Below are 23695 nucleotides of genomic sequence, written 5' to 3'. Positions count from 1 at the left end.
AAAGATGAAAATTGTAAAAAGAGCTTTAACTTTTGAAGATGTATTACTGCGTCCTGGGTATTCTGAAGTTCTACCTAAGGAAGTAAAAATTCACACTAAACTAACAAAAAATATCACTTTAAATATGCCTTTAATCTCTGCGGCTATGGATACAGTTACTGAACACAGAGCTGCTATCATGATGGCAAGACTTGGAGGACTTGGGGTAATTCATAAAAATATGGATATAGCTTCACAAGTTAGAGAAGTAAAAAGAGTGAAAAAAAGCGAAAGTGGGGTGATTATCGATCCTATTTTTGTAAGTCCTAAAGCAAGTGTTGCAGAGGCTTTAGAAATCATGGCAGAGTATAGAATTTCAGGTGTTCCTGTAATAGATGAAGATAAGAAACTAATAGGCATACTTACCAATCGTGATTTAAGATTTGAGAGTGATTTTTCAAATTTGGTTGAAAATGTTATGACTAAAATGCCTTTAATCACTGCTCCAAAAGGTTGCACTCTAGACGATGCGGAAAAAATTTTTAGCACCAACAAAGTAGAAAAACTTCCTATAGTTGATGAACAAGGACGCTTGGAAGGACTTATCACTATAAAAGATCTTAAAAAACGCAAAGAATATCCTGATGCCAATAAAGATGGTTTTGGAAGATTGCGTGTGGGTGCGGCTATAGGAGTAGGGCAAATGGATCGTGTGGATGCTTTAGTTGAAGCTGGCGTTGATGTTGTTGTGCTTGATTCTGCGCATGGACATTCTAAGGGTATTATTGATACGGTAAAAGCAATTAAAACTAAATATCCAAATTTAGATCTTATCGCAGGAAATATCGCTACTGCAGCCGCAGCAAAAGCACTTTGTGAAGCAGGGGTAGATGCGGTTAAAGTAGGTATTGGGCCAGGAAGTATTTGTACTACACGCATTGTTTCAGGTGTGGGTGTGCCGCAAATTTCAGCCATTGATGAGTGCGTGGAAGAAGCAAATAAATTTGACGTTCCTGTGATAGCCGATGGCGGGATCAAATATTCAGGTGATATTGCAAAAGCTTTAGCTGTAGGTGCGAGTTCTGTTATGATAGGATCGCTTTTAGCTGGAACAGATGAAAGTCCAGGAGAGCTTTTTACTTATCAAGGAAGACAATATAAGTCTTATCGTGGTATGGGTTCACTTGGGGCTATGCAAAAAGGAAGTTCAGACAGATACTTTCAGCAAGGTACTGCTCAAGATAAACTTGTTCCTGAAGGTATAGAAGGGCGTGTTCCTTATGTGGGAAGTATAAGAAGCGTGGTGCATCAACTTTTAGGAGGTTTGCGTTCTTCTATGGGTTATGTTGGGGCTAAAGATATAGAAGATTTTCAAAAAAGAGCTGAATTTGTTGAAATCACTACTGCAGGGCTTAAAGAAAGTCATGTACATGATGTTACTATCACTCATGAAGCACCAAATTACAAGGTTAATCATCAATGAGTTTTGAAGAAAATTTAAAACACGCTAATGAATCTTTGGAAAAATTAAACAATCAAGAGCTTGCCTTAGATGAAAGTGTAAAAATTTACAAAGAAGGTTTAGAGAGTATCAAAAAAGCAAGACTTGAGCTTGAAAAAGCAAAATTAGAAGTGGAGCAAATCGATGAGTAAAATAGCAGCTTTACAGTTTCCAACTTTAGCTTTAAGTGAATCAAGGCTCGATTATTATCTTAAAGCTTCAAAAGACAATGGGGCAAATTTGGTAGTTTTGGGCGAATATGTGATTAATAGTTTTTTTACAGAACTTTTACACATGCCAAAAAATATGATAAAAGAACAAAGTGAAGCTAAAAAAGAAAGCTTGATTAAACTTGCTAAAAAATATGAATTAGAAATCATCGCTCCTTATGTAAGCGTTGAAGCTAAAAGTTATAAAAAACTTTGCTTAAAAGTGACTCCAAATGGTGTTAAAAGTTATGAACAGCAAATTTTAATGCCTTATGAACATTGGAATGAAGAAAAATTTTTCAGCAACAAAACTCCATCAGAATTAAAAATTTTTACTTTTAATTATGAAAAATTAAAATGTGCTTTACTTTTTGGTTTTGAGACGCATTTTGATATTTTTTGGCAACAGATTATGGCGAAAAAAATTGATTTGGTTATCGTTCCTAGTGCTTGTACCTTTGAAAGTAAACAAAGATGGGAAGAACTTTTAAAAACAAGATCTTTTTTAAATTCTACAAGCATTTTAAGAGTAAATCGCATAGGCAAAACAAAAGATGAGTGGAATTTTTACGGCGATACTCTGTTTATCAATGCTTTTGGCGAGATAGAAAGTAGATTAGGTTCTGAAGAAGAAATGCTTATCATAGAGCCTAAAAAAAGTGATGAAGCAAGAAAACTTTGGGGTTTTGATAAGATGATTAAGGGTTTTAAAGACTAAATTTATGTTAAGGTTATTTAAATAAGTTTAATATATTAACTAAGGCATGATTTTATAATTCTTGTTTTTTGTTAATTATAAACCAAAGAATTAAAAAGCCAATAATTCCAATAGGTATAGCAAGCATAAACAAGATTAGCTTAATAATGATTTTACTCAAAAGTAAAAATATAGCATTAACAATAAACACATTGTCACCTAATAGTATATTTTTTAGTTCTTCCCATACAAAACATGCAAAAGGAAAAAATATTAAGTTGATTATTAAAGCAAAAAATAAATAAAAATCATGTGTAGGCAAAGCAAAATAAAACAATAATAAAATAATAATTCCAAAGATATAATGTCTTATAAGCCAACTTAAATTTACATTGCTAAAAACCTTTAATAGATTCATAAAATACTCCCTAATCTTATTGCTCATTATTATAAATATTTTTTTAATATAAGCTTAATGTTAATAATATTTAAGATATTTAATATTTCCGCAAAGACTATTAAAATCGGGTATTTTAAAAATTAAAATTATATATTTTCTTTTTAGTAAAAAAGTGCTAAAATTTAGCCTTTAAAGTATAAAGGTTTAAGTGATGCAAAATATCCATTTTATCGGCATAGGCGGTATAGGAATTTCCGCTTTAGCAAGATTTTTAAAAGAAAAAGGCTTTAAGATTAGTGGGAGTGATCTTAAGGAAAGTAAAATTACTAAAGAACTTGAAAAAGAAGGGGTTAAGGTCAGTATCCCTCATCATAAAGACAATATTTTAAACAAAGATTTAGTTATTTACTCTGCTGCAATTAAAGAAGAAAATCCTGAATTTAAACACGCTAAAGAATTAGGCATTAAATGTCTTTCACGCAAGGAGGCCTTGCCTCTTATTTTAGAAGATAAGTGTGTTTTTGCAGTTGCAGGAGCACATGGAAAAAGCACAACTTCAAGCATTTTAGCTTCTTTGCTTGATGATGCTTCTGTGATTATCGGAGCGATTTTAAAAGAATTTGGTTCAAATATGATTTATAAAGAAAGCCAAAACCTTGTTTTTGAAGCTGATGAGAGCGATAGTTCTTTTTTAAATTCAAATCCTTATTTGGCTATAGTTACCAATGCAGAAGCAGAGCATTTAGATCATTATGGCAATGAAGTTTCAAAACTCCATCATGCTTATGTGGAGTTTTTAGATACGGCTAAAATTCGCGTGATTAATGCTGAAGATGAGTTTTTGAAAAATTATAAAAATGAGTCAATCAAGCTTTATCCGAGCAAAGATATCAAAAACTGCACCATGTGTATAGAAAATTTCAAACCTTTTACAAGTTTTGAGTTGAAAGATTGGGGTGAATTTAAGGTTTTTGGTATGGGATATCATTTAGCGCTTGATGCATCTTTGGCGATTTTGGCGGCTCTAAATTTTTTAGATATAGAAACGATAAAAACTAGGCTTAAAAATTATCAAGGTATTAAAAAGCGTTTTGATATTTTACATGCTGATGAAAATTTGGTTTTAATCGATGATTATGGTCATCATCCTACCGAAATAAAAGCGACTTTAAGTGCAGCACAAGAATACGCAAAATTAGGTGGATATAAAAAAATCACAGCCATTTTTGAACCTCACCGCTACACGCGTTTGGCCGCAAATTTAAAGGAGTTTGCAAAGGCTTTTGAAGGTGTTGATGAGCTTGTAATTTTACCTGTTTATGCCGCAGGAGAAGAGTCTATAGAACTTGATTTAAAGGCGGTTTTTCCTAAGGCTTTGTTTGTAGAAGATATTAAAAGAGAGGGTAAATTTTTGGTAGCTTCTAAGGGGCAGGTTTTTGAAGAAGGGCTTATTATAGGTTTTGGTGCGGGAGATATTAGCAATAAATTAAGGCAAAAAAATGAGTAGGTTTTTTTTATATCTTTTAATTATCTTAATTTTAGCCTTAATCACTTTTGCTTTGCGTGAAAAATTAGGCAAAAAAACCAAACCTTTTTTTGGTATTTTGCTTGTGATCTTTATCATTTTAGCGGTATTTTTTGAATTTGAAAATACGCAAAAAAGTCGTTTAAGAACAGATATTATCGTAGCTTTTAATCAAAATAAAAATATTTTATGTAAAGATATTAATGTATCTAAGGCGTATTTTAACTATGAATTTGGTACAGGAAGTTTTATTTCAAAAGATAATAATCAAAGTTTTAATTCTTTAATCATAGATATTAAAGATTGCAGGTTAAATGATGAATGATGCAAAAGAAGAATTGATCTCAAAGCTTGATTTAAACAGCTATTTAGAAGAGTTTAAAGCCCTTTTTGCAAGAGATAAGGAGATTTTTTTACAAGGAGATTCTAATCTTCATTTTAAACGCATACATGAGCTTTGCGAGGTGGAATTTCCTACTATACCAGAGCTTAGCAATCTTGATAAAGCCTTAGTTCATTTAAGCAAGCAAGGAATTTTACATTTAGATGAAATTTTTGAATTTGTAAAAATTTTTCGTTATTTTGAAAAGTTAAAAAAAATAAAACTAGGAACAAATTTAGACTCTTGGCTACAAAAGATAGAATTTGTTAGCGGGGCTTTGGAGCTTTGTTTGAATTTCGATGAGAAAGGGGAATTAAAAGAAAGTTTAGATGAAAGACTTGTAAATCTTAATGCCGCTTTAAGATTGAAAAATGAAAGCATAATAGCTGAGTTTAAGAAATTTTGCTATACAAAAGCTTTAATGCCTTATCTTATCGATACACAAATCCATCTTATAAACAATCTTGAAGCCTTGCTTGTAAGAGGCGGGTTTAATCACGCTATTAAAGCAAAAATCATAGGTAGAAGTAGTGGCGGTGGCTTTTATATCGTGCCTTTAAGTGTTGAAAATTTGCAAAATGATATAGAAAAAATCAAAAATCAAAAAGAAGAAATTTATTATGAATACGCTAAAAATTTCTCAGCTTTTTTAGCAAAAAACCTACCTTTTTTAAAATTTATCAATACAGCCTTTGATCTTTTTGATCATTATAGTGCTAGGGTTTTGCTTGCTAAAAAAAAGGATTTTGAATTTGTTTTGTGTGATCAAAGTACGGATTTAGTGCTTAAAAATTTCGCTCATCCTGCCTTAAAAAATCCAAAAAGCGTGAGTTTGGAATTTAAAAAACAAGTTTTAATCATCACAGGGGTAAATGCAGGCGGAAAATCCATGCTTTTAAAATCCATGCTAAGCGCAGCATTTTTAGCTAAACATCTTTTGCCTATGCATATCAAAGCAAGTGAAAGTAAAATTGGTACTTTTAAAGAATTTGATGCCATCATAGAAGATCCGCAAAATGTTAAAAACGACATTTCAACTTTTGCAGGAAGAATGTTGCATTTTTCTAGACTTTTTTCTAAGAAAAATTTGCTTTTAGGTATAGATGAAATAGAGCTTGGAACAGATTTTGAAGAAGCGGCTTGTTTGTATAGTGTGTTAATTTCAAAACTCATAGCTAATAATCTTAAAATCATCATCACCACGCACCACAAACGCCTTGCCATGCTTTTAGCAAAAAATGAGCAAGTTGAACTCATTGCTGCTTTATATGATGAAGAGCTTTCACGCCCAAAATATGAGTTTTTAAAAGGTACTATAGGAAAATCTTATGCCTTTGAAACCGCTTTGCGTTATCAGATTCCGCCGAATTTAGTTAGCGAGGCTAAAAAGCTTTATGGCGAGGATAAAGAAAATTTAGAAGAGCTTGTGGGTAAAAATATCAATCTTGAATTAGAACTAAAAGCTAAGCTTGAAAATGTTGAGAAAAAAGAGCAAAAAGTCGATGAAATTTTACTTTCTTTAAAAGATCAAAAAGAAAAAAATGAACAAGAATTTCGCACGAGTTTGAGAAATTTAGAATTTAAATTTCACAAAGCCATAGAAGAAGCTAAGAAAACCATACAGCTTAAAGACACAAAAGATAAGCAAAGAAGCCTTAATAAAGCCAATGAACTTAAAAAAGAAATCATCTTGCCAAGTATGGAGCAAAACGAAGAATTGCGTGTGGGGGATTTTGTAAAATATGAAAAAATTAAGGGTAAAATCATAAGCATTTCTAAAAACGATGCTATGGTTGAAAGCGATGGGATCAAACTTCGTGTGCCTTTAAAACTGCTTAAAAAAAGTGGTGCAATGCCAAAAAAAGTAGCAAAAACAAGTATAAGCGTAAGCAAACCAAGCAATCTAAGCGTAACTTTGGATTTGCATGGACTTAGGAGTGATGAGGCTATTTCAAGGCTTGATAAATTTATTTCAGATGCTTTAATAGCGGGATTTGATGAGGTTTTGATCTATCATGGTATAGGCACAGGAAAGCTTGCCTTTGCGGTAAGAGAGTTTTTAAAAACCCATAAAAGTGTTAAAGGCTTTAATGACGCACCGATCAATCAAGGTGGCTTTGGTGCTAAGGTGGTGAGATTATGAAAAACATTATGATATTAAGTGGAGCGGGTTTGTCTGCTCCAAGTGGACTTAAAACTTTTAGAGATAATGATGGACTTTGGGAAGAATACGATGTGATGGAGGTTTGCTCCGCAACAGGTTTTAGAAAAAACCCTAAAAAAGTGCTTGATTTTTACGATGCAAGAAGGGCGCAACTTCAAAATGTAAAGCCAAATCATGCTCATGAAAAAATCGCACAATTAAAAGAAAAATGGGGTAAAAATCTTTTTGTTATCACGCAAAATGTAGATGATTTGCTAGAGCGTGCAGGGTGTAAAGATGTAGTGCATTTGCATGGCTTTTTGCCCGAACTTCGCTGCTTAAAATGCGAAGAAATTTTTAATATAGGTTATGAAAAAATCACAGATAAACAATGCCCAAAATGCAAAAGTAAGGATTTAAGACACAATATAGTCATGTTTGAAGAGCAAGCTCCTGCTTATGCTATGCTTTATTCTTTGCTAAATCAAACTTCGCTTTTTATCAGCGTAGGCACAAGTGGGGCGGTTTTGCCTGTAGGGCGTTATGCTTCAATGTGCGAAAAAAGTATTTTAAATATCTACGAAAAAGATGCGAATTTAGAGCGGTATTTTGATAAAATCTATATAGAAGATATTATAAGCGCTATTGATAAAATCGCACTTGATATAGAAAATTTTATGAAAGATGGTAATGTTTGATTCTTTTTTAAGTGGAGTTTTTTTGGGCTTTGGAGTGAGTGTGCCTTTTGGACCTGTAAATATTTTGATTTTAACTTATGCACTAAAAGCTTTTAAAAATTCCATAGCTGTAGGACTTGGAGCATTTAGTATAGATATGCTTTATCTTTTTTTGCTTCAATTTGGGCTTTTAAATTTCTTAGACAATGTTATTTTTATGCGTTCTTTGGCGATTTTTGGTTTTTGTTTTTTAACTTATATGGCGTACTTGATGCTAAGAAAAAAGAAAGAAAGCTTAAATTTAGAGCATAAAGAATTTAAAGAAAGTCTTTTGAAAAGTTATATTAAAGGAGCTTTTTTAAATGGTTCAAATCCTTTTGTGATAGGATTTTGGCTTAGTGCTGCAAGCGTGGTTTTAAGTAGTGATCATGCTTATTTGATGACTTTAGGGCTTGTTGTGGCTATACTTTTTTGGGTAAGTGCTTTAGCTTTTGTGGTGGCAAGATATAGTCATGTTTTTAGTGCAAAAGTTGTTTTTATAATCAATATAATTTCAGCTATAATTATAGAGTATTTTGCTCTTAATTTATTATATAAAACTTTCTTAGGATAAAAAATGAATGCAAAAGAATTTTTAATCGAACTTTTAAAATTTAAATCTGTTACGCCAAATGATGATGGAGCTTTAAATTTCATCGCTATGGAACTGAGTGATTTTGAAGCTTTTTTCATAGAAAAAGAAGGCATTAAAAACCTTTTACTCACTAAAAAATTTAAAGACGAGGGTGAGCATTTAGCTTTTGGTGGGCATGTAGATGTAGTGCCTGCAGGCGAGGGTTGGAGTAGTGATGCTTTTGTGCCTATGGAAAAAGAAGGCTTTATCTATGCAAGAGGTGCTCAAGATATGAAAAGCGGAGTAGCGGCTTTTGTAGATGCGGTAAAGAATGCGGATTTTAAAGGAGCTAGACTGAGTCTTATTTTAACAAGTGATGAAGAAGGTGAAGCTATATATGGAACTAAGGCTGTTTTAGAATGGATGCAAGAAAGAGATATGCTACCTGATTATGCTGTGGTTGCCGAGCCAACCTGTGTTAAAAAAATTGGTGATAGCATTAAAATAGGGCGTCGCGGTTCTATCAATGGAAAACTTTTAATCCGTGGAAAACAAGGGCATGTTGCTTATCCTGAAAAATGTATCAATCCTGTGCATGATTTTGCACCAGTTTTAAAGCTTTTAGCGGGTTTTGATCTTGATCCTGGAAGTGCTGAATTTAGTCCTTCAAAAATCGTTATAACTGATATTCGCGGAGGTATGGGGGTGTGTAATGTTACGCCAAATGATTTAAAACTTATGTTTAATGTTCGCAATTCTCCTGATACAAGCTTAGAAGATGTAAAAAGCTATGTAGAAAAAATTTGTCACGGTTTAAACTATGAGTTAGAGCTAAAACAATCAAGCGAAGCTTTCTTGACAAATATCGATAATAAAATCGTTCAAAAAATGAATGAAAGCGTTCAAAAAATCACTCATGAAGTGCCAGAGCTTAATACCAAAGGCGGTACAAGTGATGCAAGATATTTTGCAAAATACGGTGTAAAGGTAGTGGAATTTGGGGTTTGCAATGATAGAATTCACGCTATTGATGAAAGAGTAAGTATAGAAGAATTTGAAAAACTTTGCCTTGTTTTTAAAGACTTGATAGAAAATTTTTAAAGGTTTAAAATGATTATCAATGGACAAAAGCTTGAGTTAAAAGAGCTTAAATTTATGGATTTTATTAAAGAAAAAGGTTTTAAAATCGAACTTATCGCTTTAGAATTAAATGGAGAAATCATACCAAAAAGTGAATTTGAAAATTTGATTTTAAAAGAAAACGATAAAGCTGAAATCGTAAGCTTTGTAGGAGGCGGTTGATGAGAGTGAAATTCAATGGCAAAGAACTTGATACAGACTTTAAAACAAGTTTGGAATTTTTTGAAAATATCAGCAAAAATGAAAATGATGTTTGGATTATCAATGGTTTTGCAACAAAAGAGAATATCGCTTTAAACGAAGATGATGAGCTTTTTTGCATAGAAAAAAATACTTTACCTCCAAAAGATGCACTAGATGCTATGATGAGAGCAAGACATACACCAAAACTTCACGATAAACTTAAAAATGGGCGCGTGGCAGTTTGTGGTTTAGGTGGGCTTGGCTCACATATAGCGATAAATTTGGCAAGAAGTGGAGTGGGGTTTTTAAAGTTGATTGATTTTGATGTGATTGAGCCTAGTAATTTGAATCGCCAAGCTTATCGTGTGAGTGATTTGGGTAAATTTAAAACCGAAGCTTTAAAGGAGCAAATTAGCGAGATTAACCCTTATATCAGCGTTGAAATTTGCACTTTAAAAATCGATGAGGATAATTTAAAGTCTTTGTTTAAAGATATAGATATAGTTTGCGAAGCCTTTGATGGTGCTATCGCAAAAGCGATGATGGCACAAAATTTTCATAGATTTTACAAAGATAGTATTTTAATCTGTGCTTCAGGGCTTGCGGGCTATGGTGATAGCAACAGCATACAAACAAGAAAAATTGCTAAAAATTTCTATGTATGTGGGGATTTGGTAAATGGTGCTAAGGTGGGAAATGGACTTATGGCACCAAGGGTAAATATTTGTGCAGGACATCAAAGTAATCTTGTTTTAGAGCTTTTAGCAAATAAGGAGTAAAAATGCAAGAAAATTTAAAAAATGATAAATTAAAAATAGGCAAATACGAGTTTGATTCAAGATTTATTTTAGGCTCTGGAAAATATTCGCTAGAGCTTATAAAATCAGCCATAGAAGAAGCTAAAGCGCAGATTATCACTCTAGCCTTACGCCGTGCAAATACAGGGGAAATTGCTAATATACTTGATTATATCCCTAAAAATATCACACTTTTACCCAACACTTCAGGCGCAAGAAACGCCGATGAAGCCTTACGTATTGCAAGGCTTTCAAGAGAGCTTGGTTGTGGAGAACTTATCAAGATAGAAGTGATAAGCGATAGTAGGTATTTGCTGCCTGATAATTATGAAACGATTAAAGCTTGTGAGCTTTTAGCTAAAGAGGGCTTTACGCCTTTACCTTACATGCATGCTGATCTTTACGCAGCTAGAGCTATGCGTGATGCAGGAGCTGCGGCTATCATGCCTTTAGCAGCACCTATTGGGAGTAATAAAGGCTTATGTGCTAAGGAATTTATACAAATTTTGCTTAATGAAATTGATTTGCCTATCATTGTAGATGCGGGTATTGGAAGTCCTGCACAAGCTTGTGAAGCTATGCAAATGGGAGTAAGTGCGGTGATGGTAAATACAGCTATAGCTGAAGCTAAAGATATAACCTTGATGGCTAGAGCTTTTTCTTTGGCGGTAAATGCAGGAAGAGCGGCTTTTTTAGCAGGTTTGGCAAGTGTGAGCGAGGCTAAAGCAAGTTCTCCATTAACAGGCTTTTTAAGGGATTAATCATGCAAGATTATATGCAGCATTTACCTCATATGCAGGAAATAAAAAGCGAAATTTTAAACAAGGTTTTAAGTCAAGTTCAAAGCTATGATGAGAGTCAATTTAGCGCTAAAGATGTTAAAAATGCTTTAAATCAAACACATTTAAGTATAGAACATTTAAAAGCTTTGCTTTCAAGCGCAGCAGAAGATTTCATAGAAGAATTAGCCTTTAAATCCGCTAAAGTCAAGCAAAAATATTTTGGAAATTCTATCTCTCTTTTTACCCCACTTTATTTGTCAAATTATTGTAATTCTAAATGTGTTTATTGTGGTTTTCAAAAAGGCAATAAAATCGCAAGAGCTAAGCTAAATGAAGCTGAAATTCACGAAGAAATGCAAGCCATTACTAAAAGTGGTTTAGAAGAAATTTTAATGTTAACAGGCGAGGGTAGGGAGTTTGCAAGTGTAGAATATATAGCAAATGCTTGTAAAATAGCTAGAGAGTATTTTAAGGTTGTAGGCGTTGAAATTTATCCTATGAATGAAGATGAATATAAAATTTTACATGAAAAGGGTTGTGATTATGTGACTGTTTTTCAAGAAACTTACAATCCTTTAAAATATTCTAAAATTCATTTAGCTGGTGAAAAACGCATTTTTCCTTATCGCTTTAATGCCCAAGAAAGAGCTTTAAAAGCGGGTATGCGTGGAGTGGCTTTTGCGGCACTTTTGGGTATAGATGATTTTAGAAAAGACGCCCTTGCTACGGCACTTCATGCGCATTTTTTACAACAAGCTTATCCGCATGCTGAAATTTCTATTTCAGTACCACGTTTAAGACCTATTATCAATAATGCCAAAATCCATCCTAAAGATGTGAGTGAAAAACGCCTTTTGCAAGTGCTTTGTGCTTATAGGCTCTTTTTGCCTTTTGCGGGTATTACCATTTCAAGCCGTGAAAGAATAGGTTTTAGAGATGAGGTTATTAAGCTTGGGGCTACTAAAATGAGCGCAGGAGTGAGTGTGGGCATAGGTGAACATAAGGGCGAAAAAAAGGGCGATGAGCAGTTTGAAATTTCAGATGATAGAAGTGTAGATGAAATTTTAAGCATGCTTAAAAGATCAAATTTGCAAGCTGTGATGAGTGATAGCATTTATGTGGGATAAAAAAATCATTGCCATAAGCGATAGAAAATGTGTGGAAATAGACTTCTTAAAGCAGATTGAAAAACTTGCTAAGGCTAAGGTAGATGCTATAGTTTTAAGAGAAAAAGATTTAAGCGAATTTGAGTATTATGACTTAGCAAAAGAAGTTTTAAGCATTTGTACAAAGCAAAAAGTGACTTGTTTTTTGCATTTTTTTGATAGGGAGTGTTTAAAATTGGGACATCGTTATTTTCACGCACCGCTTTCTTTGCTAAGAAAAGAGTCTAAATTAGTAAAATATTTTCATATACTTGGCACTTCAGTCCATAGCAAAGAAGAGCTTTTAGAGGCGATGAGTTATAAGGTAAATTATGCTTTTGTAGGGCATATTTTTGAAAGTTCTTGTAAGGCGGGTTTAGAACCTAAAGGGCTTGATTTTTTAAAATCCTTACTTGAATTTAGTCAAATTCCACTTTATGCCATAGGCGGTATCAATGCTCAAAATATAGAAAATTTTAAAGATATAAATATAGCAGGTGTTTGTATGCGTGAAATTTTAATGAAAGAAAAAGATCTTAAAAAGTATCTTTTAGAATGTAGGCAAAATTTACGATGAATAAAATTCTTTCTTTACCAGAAGATTTAAAGCAATTAAAAGGTGTCAATTATAAAAAAATTAAATCTTGCACTTTTGCTAAATATACACAAACGGATACTTCGCATTCTACTTTTGTTAATATAGGAAGTCATCTTTTAACTTTTGTTCGCAAAGGATATAAAATTTTACACACTGCATCAAAAGATTATAAGATTAACTCTTATGAAACTTTGTTTTTAAAAGCTGGGAGCTATACTTTAAGCAATGTAGGACTTAGTAAAGGAGTTTATGAAGCTTATTTATTTTTTTTTGACAATGCATTTTTAATTGAGCTTATTTATAAGTATAAAGATTTTTTTAAACTAGATCAAAAGTTTCAAAACTATGAAATTTTTTGGGTAAAAAATGATAAGATTTTGCAAGGAATTTTGGAAAGTTTTTCACCGCATTTTGAAGAAAATACGCAAATTTTAGATCCTATAGTGAGTTTGAAATTTGAAGAGATTTTTTTACATTTACTTTTAAATAAGAATATTTATTTTATTAGTTTTTTATCAGGAATTTTAAAAGAATTTCGCCTTGATCTTTCCTAACTTTTTGAGTATTGTGGTAGAGAATTTTTAAGCGTAAATGAAATGTCTAATTTTGCGAAATTAGATTTAGCAACTTTTTCTAAAGAATTTAAGAAATGTTTTGGACAAAGTCCTAAAAAATGGTTAGATGAAAAAAGGTTGCAAAAAGCAAAGATTTTACTTAAATTTTCTAAAAAAAATATCAATGAAATAGCTAATGAGTGCGCTTTTTCTTCAGTAGCTTGGTTTATTGAAAGATTTAAAGAGAAATATGAGCAAACTCCTAAGCAATATCAAAAAACAAAAAACTTGTATTTTTTATCAAAAAACTAGCACATTTTTTTTATCTAAATAAATATAATTCAATGAAAATATTTTTAAATAAAGGAGAAAATATGAAAAAATATGTTTTAAGTTTAGCGCTTCTTGGAAGTTTGCTTGGTGCAAGTGAATTAAAATATCAAGAATTTGATGGTTTTAAAAGCCCTGAAAGTATTTTTGTAGATAAAAACTATGTTTATGTATCTAATGTAGGAGAAAAACTTGAACCTTTGGCGAAAGATAATGATGGATTTATTTCTAAGCTTGATAAAAATGTGTCGGCGGAAAAATAAAATGACCTATTAGAAAAATAAAATGTCGCAAAAATACGTCATTTTATTTTTCTATAAAGCTTAAACTTAAAATGTAAATTATAATATTTCTTTGACTTTATTTTTCCAAAAATTAACAAATTTCTCATCGATTTTAGGATTTATTTCAGCTTCTTTTATTAAATCATTTATATAATCAATTCTTTTTTGCTTAGATTTAATGGTTTTTAACTTTTGAGCTTCTTCATAATACTTAATACATTGATTTTCAAAAAGATTTACATCATAATTATCTTCTAAAAGCTGAATTGTATCTATAATTAAGCCATAGGCTTTAGGATATCCTTCCTGTATTTTTTGTTCTATTTCTAATGCAAGTTTTCTTCTGCTTTCTGCAATATCTTTATTTTTTGATTTTAAGGCTATATTAACGCTTTCTTCTGCAATTTGAATAAATCTTATTGCTTCTGCATATTCGTCTTGATTATTTAAAATTAAATCATGCAAAAATTTTCTTTGTTCATTTATAGAAAGTTTTTTATATTGTTCATATAATTTTCGATAAGGTCTTTCTAATCTTTCGATTATTTCTTCTGTAATAATAGCTTTACCATAATGAATTTTTGCTGCTTCTATTAAAGAAATTTCATAATAATTGGCTATGATTTCTATTTCTTCTAAGTCTTTCTTTTGTTTATTTTCTTCTTTAAATTTTTCATTTATTTTTTGTATTTTTTGCTTATACTTAATCCAATCTTCTTTACTTTCTTGCTTGTATTTACTCCACTCAAACTTAATTTCATTCCAAATTTCTTTTAATGGTTTATCTGGTATTCCTTTTATTTTTCTATATAAATAATTACATAAAAGAAAAATAAAAATAACTGCTAATATTGATAATACTGCATTCATTTTAAAATCCTTTAAACTATATAATAGAACGCAAAACCTTACCTTGTATAATTAATTCGATTTGTGAATCTTTTAAATCTATACTATAGCTTTTATAATCCTTATTTACACTGATAATGTCTAAAATTTTACTTATTGGATCTAATTGTAAAAGTTTAACCATGAGTTGATTATCAAAGTTTAAAATATATAACCCATCTCCTTGATATTCATGCACTTCTTCAAATATAACCCAGCTATCAGGCAAAAGCATAGGAATCATAGAATAACCATCAACTCTAATAGCTTTTACATTTTTTGGAATTGTTTTAAAGAATGCTTTGCTAAGCTCAAGCATTTCTCCAGTTTCATACTCTTCAAGTCCAATTAATTCATTACCACCGCCAGCAGAAGCTGAAATATTGAGTTTTGGTATAGAATAAAAATTAGTTTCTTTTTGATTAGTATTTATTTGGTTAATACTTAAAGCATTATAAACTTTTTCTCTATCTTTATATGGAATATGCTTTCTTTGTAGCCAGCTTTTTAAAGTATTAAAATTAACTTGCAAAAGCTCCGCTAACTCTTCATCTTTTTCAAGGTTATGAATTTCAATGATTTTGTCAAAAATTTCTCTAATATTTTTATAATCCATAATAATACCTTTTGAATAATTTATTATCAAAAATGCATAATTTATATTGACAAATAATACATTTTGCATTATAATTTGAAAAATTATTTACAAATTGTATCTTAAAAAATATCAATTTGAAATAAAAATTACAAATTGAAGGAGATATTTTGCTAAAACAATACTTTGAAGATAATGGTATTAATCTTAAAAAATTTGCCCAAAAACATAATCTTCATTATATGAGCTTATTTCGCGTAGTAAATGGACTTTATTCTGAAAAATATAAAGCAAAAGCTAATACTAAAGCCGTATTTGAAAAACTCTTAGAACTTAAAATTATTGATAAACTTCCTGAGGTTTGTGTGTGATTTATTTTTTAGAAACCAAAGAAGCTGCACAAGTTTATAATGTAAGCGAGGGAGCTTTAAGGCTTGCAGTAACTAGAAATTCAAATAAATATGAGTGGTTAAAAGTAGATAATGCCAATGGTGGCAGGGGTGGTAAAAAACTATTTTTTAAAATAAGCAAAGAACAGATTTTAACTGCAATTAATCAAGAATTAATCAGTAAAAATACTTTAATTTTTGATGAAAAAATGCAAAAAGTGAATTTGAGTGATATTAACAATAGTAATGCAATTTGCATTACAAAAGAGAATGATTTAAATTTAACAGAGTCAAAAATAAAGAATGATTTGGCTGTTTTAAATTTAAAATTCGAAAATTTAAGCGATGAAGTTAAACAAGATGCTAGAGCTAAAGTAAAGACGCTTAAACAAATTGAAAAGTATATTGAGAGTGGATTAAGTATCGCTCGTGCCTTAAAAATAGAAAGAATTAATAGAAGACTTTTTGAAAGAATGCGTAAAGCGTATAAAGAAAATGGCATTCTAGGTTTAGTTGATACAAGAGGTTTTCATCGCAAAGATAAAACCAAGCTTAGCACTTGGATGCAAGAATATGCCTTAAGAGAGTATCGCACCTTTGCATCAGGTGGATTTAACTTTACTGAACTTTGGTGGCAAATTCACAAAGAGGCAGCGCAAAAGGAAAGCTATGATTTCATAGGTTTTGATTTGGGAAAGGTAAAGCCACTTTTTAGTGTAAAAACCTTACAAAACTTTATTAAAAACTACTACAAAGATAAACCATTAGAACATTGCATTATTACTCAAGGTTTAGATAAAGCAAAAAGTAAGTTTCTACCTGCACAAGGCAATCAAAGAGAGCTTTATGACATGAAAAACATGTGTTGGCAAATCGATAGCTCTCCAGCTGATATTATAGTAAGAGATGATGAAACCTTAGAACCTTTTCGCCCTCACATCTTAAGTGTCGTTGATGTTTTTAGCGGTATGGGTGTGGCTACTTTAGTAAGTAAATCAAATTCTTTAAGCTTAACGCGTCTTTTATGGAAAGCAATTGATAAATTTGGTAAGCCTGATATGATAAAAGGAGATAATGGAAAAGATTATCTTTCTAAAGATTTTCAAAGCCTACTTGATGGGCTTAATATTACCTATGATGCAGCTATTGCTTATGCAGGAGAGCAAAAAGCTTTAGTTGAAAGACGCTTTGGGACACTTCAACATGCAGGAATTTCTAAAATGCATGGATATATTGGCAATAATCTTGCCAAAAGAGAAATGATAGAGCAAAAAACTCCTAAAAAAGAAAGAAAAGCTAAAGATGAATATGGTTTTACTAAAAAAACTAATCAAAAATTACTTCTTACCTTTAGCGAAGCTTGTGAGTTTTTAGAAGCTGAAGTGATTAAATGGAATATGAGTAAAGTTCGTCGTAAAAAAGGCGTTAAAACTCCACTTGAACTTTGGAACTCTTGTGATAGAGCTATTGTAAAAATATCTTATGAAGAGTTTTTATTTAACGCTGGAAACAAAGAAATTAGAGTAGTTAATAAAAAAGGAATTTTATTTCAAGATAGGGTTTATAAGAGTGCAAATTTGCCAAGCGTTGGCACAAAAGTAAAATGTGTACAAAATATCGACAATGTCAAAGAGCTTTTCATTTATGATTTAAGCGGAAACTTCCTTTGTCTAGCTCTTGATGAAAGTATAGCTAAGCTTAGTAAAGAAAGCTTTAAAATGCTTAAAAAAGGATATGAAAGCGAAGTTAAAGCGATTAAAGAAGTGCTTAAAAAAGATGAAATTACTGCCTTTACTAAACTTAATATTAAAGCGGATTTAAATGATTTGAAAAATGTTTTTGAAAACTCACTTGCAGAGGTTAAAGAAGTACATCAAAAATCACTTGCTAAAGAAAGTTTAAAAACTCAAAGAGAATTAGAAAAGATTAAAAATAATGCTAATGCTGATGAGCTTATCTTAAATGCCAAAAAAGAAATTAAAAATGATGAAGAATTTGATATGGATGCTTTTGTAGATAAAAAGTATTTTGCAGGTTAAAAGCTGTTTAAAGCTTGATTAATTCAAGTTTTAAAGAGTTTTTACTCATAAAAAAACAAAAGGAAATAAAATGGATTTAGTTGAACAAACCAAGAGATTTTTAAACACCCAAAACATCTCTCAAAACAACTTAGCTGATCGTTTGGGAATTAACAGAAGCTACATGGTGGGATACATGAAGGAAGGAAGTGCTTATAAATACGCCTTAAAAGTTGAGCCTTTACTTGAAAAATATATCAAAAGTTTCGTGGAAGAAAAAAGTGTAAAAGAACTTCAAACCCCATTTATTGCTACCAAAGATGCAAAAGCTATCAATGTAACGATTGAAAGTGCTATGAGTAATCGTGAAATGGGAGTAATCATTGGAGAAGCAGGAACTGGCAAAAGTCGTGCTATTAAAGAATATGCTAATAAAAATGGAACAAGAGTGGTTCTTTTTGAAGCAACCACAGAAACTAGTAAAAGAATGCTTTTAGTGGGTCTTGAGAATAAGTTAAATGTATGCTTTAAAGGCTCACTTGATGATAAAATCAGAGGTATTGCTGCTGAACTTGCAAGAACTTCAAAAGTTTTAATTATTGATGAGAGTGAGCATTTGCCATTTCGTGCTTTGGAATGTTTAAGACGCATATATGATTTTTCAAATACAGCTTTGATCTTAGTAGGCACCAAAAAACTTAAAAACAATCTAACAGGTATTGGCAGAAATGATTATAACGAATATGGGCAATTAAGCTCTAGAATTGGTGCCAAATGGGAATTAAAAGGACTTTGCTATCAAAACAAAGAAGGTTTAAAAAATGAAGATTTGAAAACTCTTTGCTCCTATTTTAATATAGAAGATAAAAAAGCAATTGATTTGGTTTTTAACTTAGCTCGTGGCAATTTTAGAAAAAGCGAAAAGCTTTTAAAAAGAGCTAGAGATTTTGCAGATGGGGCTGATGTAGAAATTAAACACATCGAAGCTGCGGCTTCATTTTTAATGTTGGGATAAAAAATGACCTTTGAAGAGATAGCAAAAGAACTGGGTATTTCATTGACACGTGTTCATCAAATCTATAAACACGCTATTAAAAAATTAAGAAGTCCTAAAAATAAAGATAAATGGCTTGCTATCTTTGAAACTTTAGACTTAATAGAACAAGAAAAAACAAAAAGAAACAATTTAATACAAGGAGTAGATCATGACAACAATGATTAAAGGCGAAAAAGCAGACTATAGTGCTTCATTGTTTGAAGTAAAAGGTGCGGGTATTTATTTTAAAAAAAGCGGCACTTTTGTGGATGTTTTAAAAGGAATTTATCCTGATTATATTGCACAAAAAATTCTTAATTTTCATTTGAATAAAAAGCTGAATAAAAGTGCTTGATTTAAAAGCACTTTAATTGCGTTTTTTTCTTTTTAAGTCTTTTTTTAAGAAGACTTAAAAAGGGTAAAACCCTAAAATCATCAAAAAAAGGAGAACAATGCCATTAGTTTATATAGCAAGTCCTTATAAAGGCTTAGCTGTGCAAGAAAGCAGACGCAAATCATTAGCCATAAGCGTTGCCGAGCAAGAATGCTTAAAAATTATACGTGAATGTGAAGATTTTACGCCTATTTCACCCATACTACAATTTAGCTATTTGGAAGAGAATAAACACAGAGACAAAGCTTTACAAATGGGGAGAGAGCTTTTAAAAGCGTGTGATTATATTTATCTTAGCAAACACAAAGACGCTAAAAATTCAACAGGTATGCAAGAAGAATTAGCATTAGCTAAAAAGCTAGGAATTAAAGAATTGACTTTAGAGTTGCCCTTATAGAAAGGGTTTAAGGATAGTCAAGAAAAGAAATAAGTATGCCATGTCTTTAAAATATGGTTTTTGTTTATGGGATTATCAAATCGAAAAATATAAATTAAAGGAGAATAAATGCAAATAAATAGTTTTGAAGATGTAAATCTTGCACTTAAAAAAGTGGCAGAGCTTAGTGTGCAAATAGAAAAAATCAATGGAGAGGTAACTTTAGCTTGTAATGAAATCAAAGAAAGCCGTGCAGGAGAGATTAAAGTTTTAAGCGATGAGCTTGGATATATAGAAGCTTGTATCACCACTTTTTGTGAAAACAATAAACATGAATTTGCTGAAAAAAGATCTAAGGAATTTACCTTTGGCAAGATTGGTTATCGCTTAAGTAAAAGTGTATCTTTACCACGCGTAAAAGAAAAACTAGAAAGTTTAATTAAAGCCTTTAAAAGCTATGGGCTTAATGAGTGTATCACTTACAAAGAAGAACTTAACAAAGAAGCCATAGTAGAACTTGAAGATAGCACTTTAGTAAAACTTGGACTTAAAAGGGTTACAAAAGATAATTTTAGAATAGAACCAAAGATTGAAAGTTTGGAGATAGAAAAATGAGACTAAGCAAACTTTCTTTAATCGCTGCAAGTCTTTTAAGTAATGTTTTTAATGCAAAAACAACTTATTTTAACGGACTTAAAGAGCTTGATTTTAGAAATAAACCAAAGGTAAAAAAGAGAAATCTAAAAAGAAAAAAGAAGATGAACTTAAAACAAAAAATAAGAGCTAGAAAAAGAAAAATTTAACAAGTCCGCTAAGGCGGATTTGATTAAGTTTTTAAAACTTAATTTAAAACAAAAGGATAAAAAATGTATGTAAATGCAAGTATAGATGCAAGTGATTTAGAAGATATAGATGCTGATGATCTTGCTGAACTTTTTGAAGATTTAAGCATAAAAGAGCAAGAGGAATTCTTTAGAATGATCCATAAGGATAAGCCAATAGAAAGAATAAGATCCATTCTTCATCATTTGTCTAATGATGAAACACTTGAGCTTTTAAAAGAACTTAATAGCGAGTTTAAAAGCAATGAAGAGTGGCAAGAGGTTGCTAAAAGTATAAATGGAGATGAGAAATGAAACTAAGTGATTTTGATTTTAGGATTTGGGATAAAAACTATAAAGGCTGTAATAATGAAAATTGCAAATGTCAATCAAAATTTATTTATGGAAAAGAAGCTAAGGTAAGATTATCCGAATTCAAAGATGAAGACGTGGAAATCGAACTTTGGACAGGATACTATGATAGAAATCATAAAAAGATTTATGAGGGGGATATATTAAAGATTGAAAATAAAACATTAGCGAAAGTAGAGTTTAATTTAAATGATGGTTTTTTTTACACTACCATTGGCGAAAAAAAAGAATTTACATATAAATTTGGCTTTCATACAAAAGGCGACCTAGAAATCATCAGCAATATTCACGAAAATCCTGAACTTTTGAAATGTTAAAAATATGAAAAATTTTTAACATAAAAATGAAATATGTTAAAAAAAGCCAAAAAATTTAACAAGTCCATTAAAACTAATGGGCTTAATTAAGTTTTTAAAAAAAGGAAAAAAATGAAATTTATTCCACCGAGCAAAGATGAAATTATAAAAACTATTGATGAATTTAATGCTAAAAATTCTTGCTCTATTCCTTATTTTATAGCTGATAGTTTTATAAATTATTATAAACAAGATGATGGAAAATGGCTTATGGCAAATAATAAACCTTTGAAAAGCTGGAAAAGAGCTTTAAAATCAACTTGGCTTCCAAAGTTAGCCAATAAATACAAAAATAAAGATAATCAAAAGACGTTAGCTTCTTGGTTAGAAAAAGGGTTTTAATGAATAATGCTAAAGAAGTATTAAAAGAACTTTTTGGTATCAGTGAAGTTCAAGCAGTAGCTATAGAAAAGCTTTACTTTCAGGCAAAAACACCTAAAGATATATTAGGCTTTAAAAAATATTATGATTTAACCATGTTAAAAAAGCAATTTGTTGGAACAAGCTATGAAAAATTATCCCTTGTTTGTGCTTATGCGGAACTTGATTTAAAGAAAAGATATGAAAATATAGAATCTTTTTTAGAATGGCTTTTTATTTCTTTTTCTAATCGTTTTATTTTTCAAACACGCAAAGGCGATTTTTCATACTCTTATGTGCTTAAATATTATGATGGCAATATTGCTTATGATGAAAAAGGTAAGCCTATTTTAAAGCATTATGATTGTGAAGATAGTGTTTATTATATTAACGCTAATAAAGAACTTTGCGATGAGCAAAAAAGACCTCTTGCTGCTGGGGTGTTTTATAATAAACTTATAGAATATATGTTTAAAAATCAAAATAAAATTATTTATGATAATCAAATCAAGATTGCACCTGTTGCTAAAACACCAATTGCTACTCAAGCTATCAAAGATTATGAGCAAAATTATCTAGAATATAAGCAAAAACAAAACGAACTTTATAGTACCAATAAAGATAAATTTATTTCAAGGTTAAAACAAAGGTTGGAAAAATGAATACACAAGAGGCATTAAAAAAACATTTGATTAAAATCATACATACTTTAAAAAAAGAAGCTAATTTGAATAATGATGAAGATTATCGCTGGGTCTTAAATCAAAGATATGATAAAAATTCAAGTAAAGATTTAAATCTTGAAGAGCTTAAGGATTTTGCCATAACTTTAGGTTATAAAGAGAAATTTTTAAAAAACAAAAAAGCAAGATATTTAAAAAAAGAAAAAGCCCAAAAAGGTAAAGCCACACAAAAGCAATTAAATATGATACAAGCTATTTGGAGTAAAAATGCTAAAAAACCTACAAGATGGGCTTTGAGAGAATTCATTAACAATATCATTAAAAAACGACCTTTACATCTTTGGTATTTAGATAAAGAAGAAGCCAATAAGATTATTTTAGCACTTAAAAATTTAGAAAACAACAGCACACATTCAGTTAAACGAAGCTAATGTTGTCTCTGTAAAAAACAAAAGGAGATTAAAATGATTTTAGAAATACATTCTTATGATGCAGAGCTTTTTTAACCTTAGGTATAGAAAAACATTCTCAAGTTGCTTTTGCTACAAAAGGAACTAATATTGAAATAATGCATAATAGCATTACTCATCAAATTAAAACCGATAAAGAGTTTGGGGTTTTACTTAATGTGGTTTGTGATATCAGAGAAAAACTTGATGAAAGTTTTAATGAAAAAGATAAAAGCTTAGTGATTGATATAGATGAAATTGTGGCTAAAGTTTGCGAAGAATTAGAGTAATTCTCTAATTCTTTTTTCTTTTTCACTCATAGGATATTGCTTATCCCAAGCCTCCATAAGCTTTCTTTCTTGATCTGATAATTTAATATTATAAGTTTTACTCATATATAAATAGCTTCTTGCAATCCAACCCTTAGAATAATCAGCTGGATAAAATCTTTTTGCTTTAAAATCAGTATAGACTTTACAATTTCCGTATTGATTGTATTCTAAATTTAAAGGAGCTTGTGCGTATCTAAAATTGCTTCTATCTCCGTTTATTTCCCCGATCGCTGGGACTAGATTTTGCTTATCAGCTTCCATCTTTTGAAATACTGGATCATTTTGACAAGCTTTCCTACCTCCTTTTTTCCAACAAGGCAAATGTCTTCCAAAATTGTAAGCTGGCATAATATGTTCCCATTCTATACGCTTAGCTCTTTGATTGATTTTTCCTTTTTTTGTGTATTCATTTCTGGGACTATATTGATTTGAAGGAAGAACTTCAAATTTAATATATTTTCCTTTCTTATTAACCTTAAAAGGTGCATTGCAATAAAAATCATACTGATAATCGCTTCCTAAGCTATCATATAATCTAGCAAGTTCTTTTTTGCTTTCATTAAAACTATCAGCAAACAATAGAGTAAAACTTAACAATAAAATGCTCATTATTTTTTTCATAATCTCTCCTTTATTTGTAATTATAACCTATGAAATAAAATTTAATTTTTTGCTATAATTTTTAAA

32 protein-coding genes and 2 pseudogenes are annotated in these 23695 nt (G+C 30.7%); 30 read left to right on the top strand and 4 right to left on the bottom strand.

Going from position 1 to position 23695, the window contains the following annotated elements:
- Positions 1-4 precede the first annotated feature (4 nt).
- From guaB to AJ881_RS01420, 3 genes are read left to right on the top strand one after another with little or no spacing between them, the layout of a single operon-like run.
- The gene (guaB, locus tag AJ881_RS01430) at positions 5-1462 is read left to right on the top strand and encodes an IMP dehydrogenase (protein ID WP_070282361.1); all 1458 of its coding nucleotides are present in this window, start codon (positions 5-7) and stop codon (positions 1460-1462) included.
- Positions 1459-1632, top strand: coding sequence for an exodeoxyribonuclease VII small subunit (xseB, locus tag AJ881_RS01425; protein ID WP_002853034.1), 174 nt, complete (start codon positions 1459-1461; stop codon positions 1630-1632). The genes guaB and xseB overlap by 4 nt, the downstream gene beginning before the upstream one ends.
- Positions 1625-2407, top strand: a complete 783-nt coding sequence (locus tag AJ881_RS01420; RefSeq protein WP_070282363.1) for a carbon-nitrogen hydrolase family protein — start codon at positions 1625-1627, stop codon at positions 2405-2407. The genes xseB and AJ881_RS01420 overlap by 8 nt, the downstream gene beginning before the upstream one ends.
- 52 nt (positions 2408-2459) lie before the next feature.
- On the opposite strand, the gene AJ881_RS01415 is transcribed toward AJ881_RS01420, so the two are convergent.
- Positions 2460-2804, bottom strand: a complete 345-nt coding sequence (locus AJ881_RS01415; protein ID WP_070282365.1) for a hypothetical protein — start codon at positions 2802-2804, stop codon at positions 2460-2462.
- A 190-nt stretch (positions 2805-2994) separates the two neighbouring features.
- Between AJ881_RS01415 and murC the strand changes: the two genes are divergently transcribed.
- From murC to AJ881_RS01350, 13 genes and pseudogenes are all read left to right on the top strand, one after another.
- Complete coding sequence (gene murC, locus AJ881_RS01410) at positions 2995-4293, top strand: UDP-N-acetylmuramate--L-alanine ligase (protein WP_079861367.1); 1299 nt, start codon at positions 2995-2997, stop codon at positions 4291-4293.
- Positions 4286-4636 (top strand): hypothetical protein, encoded by a 351-nt coding sequence (locus AJ881_RS01405; protein ID WP_044779174.1) that lies wholly within the window; start codon positions 4286-4288, stop codon positions 4634-4636. The genes murC and AJ881_RS01405 overlap by 8 nt, the downstream gene beginning before the upstream one ends.
- Positions 4626-6836, top strand: coding sequence for an endonuclease MutS2 (locus tag AJ881_RS01400; RefSeq protein ID WP_083259441.1), 2211 nt, complete (start codon positions 4626-4628; stop codon positions 6834-6836). Before AJ881_RS01405 ends, AJ881_RS01400 begins: the two co-directional genes overlap by 11 nt.
- A complete protein-coding gene (locus tag AJ881_RS01395; RefSeq protein ID WP_070210240.1) occupies positions 6833-7534 on the top strand; it encodes an SIR2 family NAD-dependent protein deacylase in 702 nt (233 codons plus the stop codon). Before AJ881_RS01400 ends, AJ881_RS01395 begins: the two co-directional genes overlap by 4 nt.
- The gene (locus tag AJ881_RS01390; protein WP_002861777.1) at positions 7527-8126 is read left to right on the top strand and encodes a LysE family translocator; all 600 of its coding nucleotides are present in this window, start codon (positions 7527-7529) and stop codon (positions 8124-8126) included. Before AJ881_RS01395 ends, AJ881_RS01390 begins: the two co-directional genes overlap by 8 nt.
- A 3-nt stretch (positions 8127-8129) precedes the next feature.
- Positions 8130-9227 (top strand): succinyl-diaminopimelate desuccinylase, encoded by a 1098-nt coding sequence (gene dapE, locus AJ881_RS01385; protein WP_002861776.1) that lies wholly within the window; start codon positions 8130-8132, stop codon positions 9225-9227.
- A gap of 9 nt (positions 9228-9236) precedes the next feature.
- Positions 9237-9428 carry a sulfur carrier protein ThiS gene (gene thiS / locus AJ881_RS01380; RefSeq protein ID WP_002830937.1) on the top strand — a complete coding sequence of 64 codons (192 nt, stop codon included), beginning with the start codon at positions 9237-9239 and terminating at the stop codon, positions 9426-9428.
- Complete coding sequence (thiF, locus tag AJ881_RS01375; RefSeq protein WP_079860830.1) at positions 9425-10228, top strand: thiamine biosynthesis protein ThiF; 804 nt, start codon at positions 9425-9427, stop codon at positions 10226-10228. Before thiS ends, thiF begins: the two co-directional genes overlap by 4 nt.
- 2 nt (positions 10229-10230) lie before the next feature.
- Positions 10231-11007 carry a thiazole synthase gene (locus tag AJ881_RS01370; RefSeq protein WP_002861774.1) on the top strand — a complete coding sequence of 259 codons (777 nt, stop codon included), beginning with the start codon at positions 10231-10233 and terminating at the stop codon, positions 11005-11007.
- Between the two features lie 2 nt (positions 11008-11009).
- On the top strand, positions 11010-12155 hold the full coding sequence (thiH, locus tag AJ881_RS01365; protein ID WP_002861773.1) for a 2-iminoacetate synthase ThiH: 1146 nt from the start codon (positions 11010-11012) through the stop codon (positions 12153-12155).
- Positions 12145-12750: a thiamine phosphate synthase gene (locus AJ881_RS01360; RefSeq protein WP_002861772.1), complete on the top strand. Its 606-nt coding sequence runs from the start codon at positions 12145-12147 to the stop codon at positions 12748-12750. Before thiH ends, AJ881_RS01360 begins: the two co-directional genes overlap by 11 nt.
- Positions 12747-13637 (top strand): annotated as a pseudogene (locus tag AJ881_RS01355) (helix-turn-helix domain-containing protein). The gene AJ881_RS01360 and the pseudogene AJ881_RS01355 overlap by 4 nt, the downstream one beginning before the upstream one ends.
- 62 nt (positions 13638-13699) lie before the next feature.
- Positions 13700-13900, top strand: a pseudogene (locus tag AJ881_RS01350) (ATP-binding protein); the annotation flags it as partial.
- Between the two features lie 96 nt (positions 13901-13996).
- Here the strand turns inward: AJ881_RS01350 and AJ881_RS01345 are convergent.
- Together AJ881_RS01345 and AJ881_RS01340 are read right to left on the bottom strand one after the other, a co-directional pair.
- Positions 13997-14809, bottom strand: coding sequence for a hypothetical protein (locus tag AJ881_RS01345; RefSeq protein ID WP_148122994.1), 813 nt, complete (start codon positions 14807-14809; stop codon positions 13997-13999).
- Positions 14810-14825: 16 nt separating this feature from the next.
- Positions 14826-15443: a helix-turn-helix transcriptional regulator gene (locus AJ881_RS01340; protein ID WP_070282373.1), complete on the bottom strand. Its 618-nt coding sequence runs from the start codon at positions 15441-15443 to the stop codon at positions 14826-14828.
- A gap of 149 nt (positions 15444-15592) precedes the next feature.
- Here AJ881_RS01340 and AJ881_RS01335 point away from each other — a divergent pair, with 149 nt between their 5' ends.
- The 14 genes from AJ881_RS01335 to AJ881_RS09385 all read left to right on the top strand — a co-directional run bounded on the left by AJ881_RS01335 (position 15593) and on the right by AJ881_RS09385 (position 22966).
- Positions 15593-15793 (top strand): hypothetical protein, encoded by a 201-nt coding sequence (locus AJ881_RS01335; protein WP_002804142.1) that lies wholly within the window; start codon positions 15593-15595, stop codon positions 15791-15793.
- Positions 15793-17850, top strand: coding sequence for a DDE-type integrase/transposase/recombinase (locus AJ881_RS01330; RefSeq protein ID WP_410002317.1), 2058 nt, complete (start codon positions 15793-15795; stop codon positions 17848-17850). The genes AJ881_RS01335 and AJ881_RS01330 overlap by 1 nt, the downstream gene beginning before the upstream one ends.
- Before the next feature lie 70 nt (positions 17851-17920).
- Positions 17921-18844: an AAA family ATPase gene (locus AJ881_RS01325; protein ID WP_070282377.1), complete on the top strand. Its 924-nt coding sequence runs from the start codon at positions 17921-17923 to the stop codon at positions 18842-18844.
- Between the two features lie 3 nt (positions 18845-18847).
- Positions 18848-19051 carry a sigma factor-like helix-turn-helix DNA-binding protein gene (locus AJ881_RS01320; RefSeq protein WP_002891557.1) on the top strand — a complete coding sequence of 68 codons (204 nt, stop codon included), beginning with the start codon at positions 18848-18850 and terminating at the stop codon, positions 19049-19051.
- Positions 19035-19220: a hypothetical protein gene (locus tag AJ881_RS01315; RefSeq protein ID WP_011049637.1), complete on the top strand. Its 186-nt coding sequence runs from the start codon at positions 19035-19037 to the stop codon at positions 19218-19220. Before AJ881_RS01320 ends, AJ881_RS01315 begins: the two co-directional genes overlap by 17 nt.
- Before the next feature lie 97 nt (positions 19221-19317).
- Complete coding sequence (locus AJ881_RS01310) at positions 19318-19656, top strand: DUF4406 domain-containing protein (RefSeq protein WP_032592032.1); 339 nt, start codon at positions 19318-19320, stop codon at positions 19654-19656.
- A 108-nt stretch (positions 19657-19764) separates the two neighbouring features.
- Positions 19765-20250 carry a host-nuclease inhibitor Gam family protein gene (locus tag AJ881_RS01305; RefSeq protein WP_002873715.1) on the top strand — a complete coding sequence of 162 codons (486 nt, stop codon included), beginning with the start codon at positions 19765-19767 and terminating at the stop codon, positions 20248-20250.
- On the top strand, positions 20247-20438 hold the full coding sequence (locus AJ881_RS01300; RefSeq protein WP_070282380.1) for a hypothetical protein: 192 nt from the start codon (positions 20247-20249) through the stop codon (positions 20436-20438). Before AJ881_RS01305 ends, AJ881_RS01300 begins: the two co-directional genes overlap by 4 nt.
- A gap of 63 nt (positions 20439-20501) precedes the next feature.
- A complete protein-coding gene (locus tag AJ881_RS01295) occupies positions 20502-20771 on the top strand; it encodes a hypothetical protein (RefSeq protein WP_070282382.1) in 270 nt (89 codons plus the stop codon).
- On the top strand, positions 20768-21145 hold the full coding sequence (locus tag AJ881_RS01290; RefSeq protein ID WP_070282384.1) for a YopX family protein: 378 nt from the start codon (positions 20768-20770) through the stop codon (positions 21143-21145). The genes AJ881_RS01295 and AJ881_RS01290 overlap by 4 nt, the downstream gene beginning before the upstream one ends.
- A gap of 111 nt (positions 21146-21256) precedes the next feature.
- On the top strand, positions 21257-21526 hold the full coding sequence (locus AJ881_RS01285) for a hypothetical protein (protein WP_070282386.1): 270 nt from the start codon (positions 21257-21259) through the stop codon (positions 21524-21526).
- The gene (locus AJ881_RS01280; RefSeq protein WP_070282388.1) at positions 21526-22206 is read left to right on the top strand and encodes a hypothetical protein; all 681 of its coding nucleotides are present in this window, start codon (positions 21526-21528) and stop codon (positions 22204-22206) included. Before AJ881_RS01285 ends, AJ881_RS01280 begins: the two co-directional genes overlap by 1 nt.
- Positions 22203-22658: a phage protein GemA/Gp16 family protein gene (locus tag AJ881_RS01275; RefSeq protein WP_070282390.1), complete on the top strand. Its 456-nt coding sequence runs from the start codon at positions 22203-22205 to the stop codon at positions 22656-22658. Before AJ881_RS01280 ends, AJ881_RS01275 begins: the two co-directional genes overlap by 4 nt.
- A 137-nt stretch (positions 22659-22795) precedes the next feature.
- Positions 22796-22966, top strand: coding sequence for a hypothetical protein (locus tag AJ881_RS09385; RefSeq protein WP_186820426.1), 171 nt, complete (start codon positions 22796-22798; stop codon positions 22964-22966).
- Here AJ881_RS09385 and AJ881_RS01270 read toward each other — a convergent pair.
- A complete protein-coding gene (locus AJ881_RS01270) occupies positions 22958-23629 on the bottom strand; it encodes an endonuclease (RefSeq protein WP_070282392.1) in 672 nt (223 codons plus the stop codon). The two genes, AJ881_RS09385 and AJ881_RS01270, sit on opposite strands and share 9 nt — an antisense overlap.
- Positions 23630-23695: the final 66 nt, after the last annotated feature.

The sequence above is a fragment of the Campylobacter sp. BCW_6460 genome, from assembly GCF_001762705.1.
Taxonomy (GTDB): Bacteria; Campylobacterota; Campylobacteria; order Campylobacterales; family Campylobacteraceae; genus Campylobacter_D; species Campylobacter_D jejuni.
Note: the sequence above shows the minus strand (reverse complement) of the source record. Positions and strands in the feature narration are given on the sequence as shown.

Coding starts and splice junctions, on each gene's coding strand:
- guaB (WP_070282361.1), top strand. CDS start 5: ATGAAAATTGTAAAAAGAGCTTTAACTTTTGAAGATGTATTACTGCGT.
- xseB (WP_002853034.1), top strand. CDS start 1,459: ATGAGTTTTGAAGAAAATTTAAAACACGCTAATGAATCTTTGGAAAAA.
- AJ881_RS01420 (WP_070282363.1), top strand. CDS start 1,625: ATGAGTAAAATAGCAGCTTTACAGTTTCCAACTTTAGCTTTAAGTGAA.
- AJ881_RS01415 (WP_070282365.1), bottom strand. CDS start 2,804: ATGAATCTATTAAAGGTTTTTAGCAATGTAAATTTAAGTTGGCTTATA.
- AJ881_RS01405 (WP_044779174.1), top strand. CDS start 4,286: ATGAGTAGGTTTTTTTTATATCTTTTAATTATCTTAATTTTAGCCTTA.
- AJ881_RS01400 (WP_083259441.1), top strand. CDS start 4,626: ATGATGAATGATGCAAAAGAAGAATTGATCTCAAAGCTTGATTTAAAC.
- AJ881_RS01395 (WP_070210240.1), top strand. CDS start 6,833: ATGAAAAACATTATGATATTAAGTGGAGCGGGTTTGTCTGCTCCAAGT.
- AJ881_RS01390 (WP_002861777.1), top strand. CDS start 7,527: ATGTTTGATTCTTTTTTAAGTGGAGTTTTTTTGGGCTTTGGAGTGAGT.
- dapE (WP_002861776.1), top strand. CDS start 8,130: ATGAATGCAAAAGAATTTTTAATCGAACTTTTAAAATTTAAATCTGTT.
- thiS (WP_002830937.1), top strand. CDS start 9,237: ATGATTATCAATGGACAAAAGCTTGAGTTAAAAGAGCTTAAATTTATG.
- AJ881_RS01370 (WP_002861774.1), top strand. CDS start 10,231: ATGCAAGAAAATTTAAAAAATGATAAATTAAAAATAGGCAAATACGAG.
- thiH (WP_002861773.1), top strand. CDS start 11,010: ATGCAAGATTATATGCAGCATTTACCTCATATGCAGGAAATAAAAAGC.
- AJ881_RS01360 (WP_002861772.1), top strand. CDS start 12,145: ATGTGGGATAAAAAAATCATTGCCATAAGCGATAGAAAATGTGTGGAA.
- AJ881_RS01345 (WP_148122994.1), bottom strand. CDS start 14,809: ATGAATGCAGTATTATCAATATTAGCAGTTATTTTTATTTTTCTTTTA.
- AJ881_RS01340 (WP_070282373.1), bottom strand. CDS start 15,443: ATGGATTATAAAAATATTAGAGAAATTTTTGACAAAATCATTGAAATT.
- AJ881_RS01325 (WP_070282377.1), top strand. CDS start 17,921: ATGGATTTAGTTGAACAAACCAAGAGATTTTTAAACACCCAAAACATC.
- AJ881_RS01320 (WP_002891557.1), top strand. CDS start 18,848: ATGACCTTTGAAGAGATAGCAAAAGAACTGGGTATTTCATTGACACGT.
- AJ881_RS01315 (WP_011049637.1), top strand. CDS start 19,035: ATGACAACAATGATTAAAGGCGAAAAAGCAGACTATAGTGCTTCATTG.
- AJ881_RS01310 (WP_032592032.1), top strand. CDS start 19,318: ATGCCATTAGTTTATATAGCAAGTCCTTATAAAGGCTTAGCTGTGCAA.
- AJ881_RS01305 (WP_002873715.1), top strand. CDS start 19,765: ATGCAAATAAATAGTTTTGAAGATGTAAATCTTGCACTTAAAAAAGTG.
- AJ881_RS01300 (WP_070282380.1), top strand. CDS start 20,247: ATGAGACTAAGCAAACTTTCTTTAATCGCTGCAAGTCTTTTAAGTAAT.
- AJ881_RS01295 (WP_070282382.1), top strand. CDS start 20,502: ATGTATGTAAATGCAAGTATAGATGCAAGTGATTTAGAAGATATAGAT.
- AJ881_RS01290 (WP_070282384.1), top strand. CDS start 20,768: ATGAAACTAAGTGATTTTGATTTTAGGATTTGGGATAAAAACTATAAA.
- AJ881_RS01285 (WP_070282386.1), top strand. CDS start 21,257: ATGAAATTTATTCCACCGAGCAAAGATGAAATTATAAAAACTATTGAT.
- AJ881_RS01280 (WP_070282388.1), top strand. CDS start 21,526: ATGAATAATGCTAAAGAAGTATTAAAAGAACTTTTTGGTATCAGTGAA.
- AJ881_RS01275 (WP_070282390.1), top strand. CDS start 22,203: ATGAATACACAAGAGGCATTAAAAAAACATTTGATTAAAATCATACAT.
- AJ881_RS09385 (WP_186820426.1), top strand. CDS start 22,796: ATGCATAATAGCATTACTCATCAAATTAAAACCGATAAAGAGTTTGGG.
- AJ881_RS01270 (WP_070282392.1), bottom strand. CDS start 23,629: ATGAAAAAAATAATGAGCATTTTATTGTTAAGTTTTACTCTATTGTTT.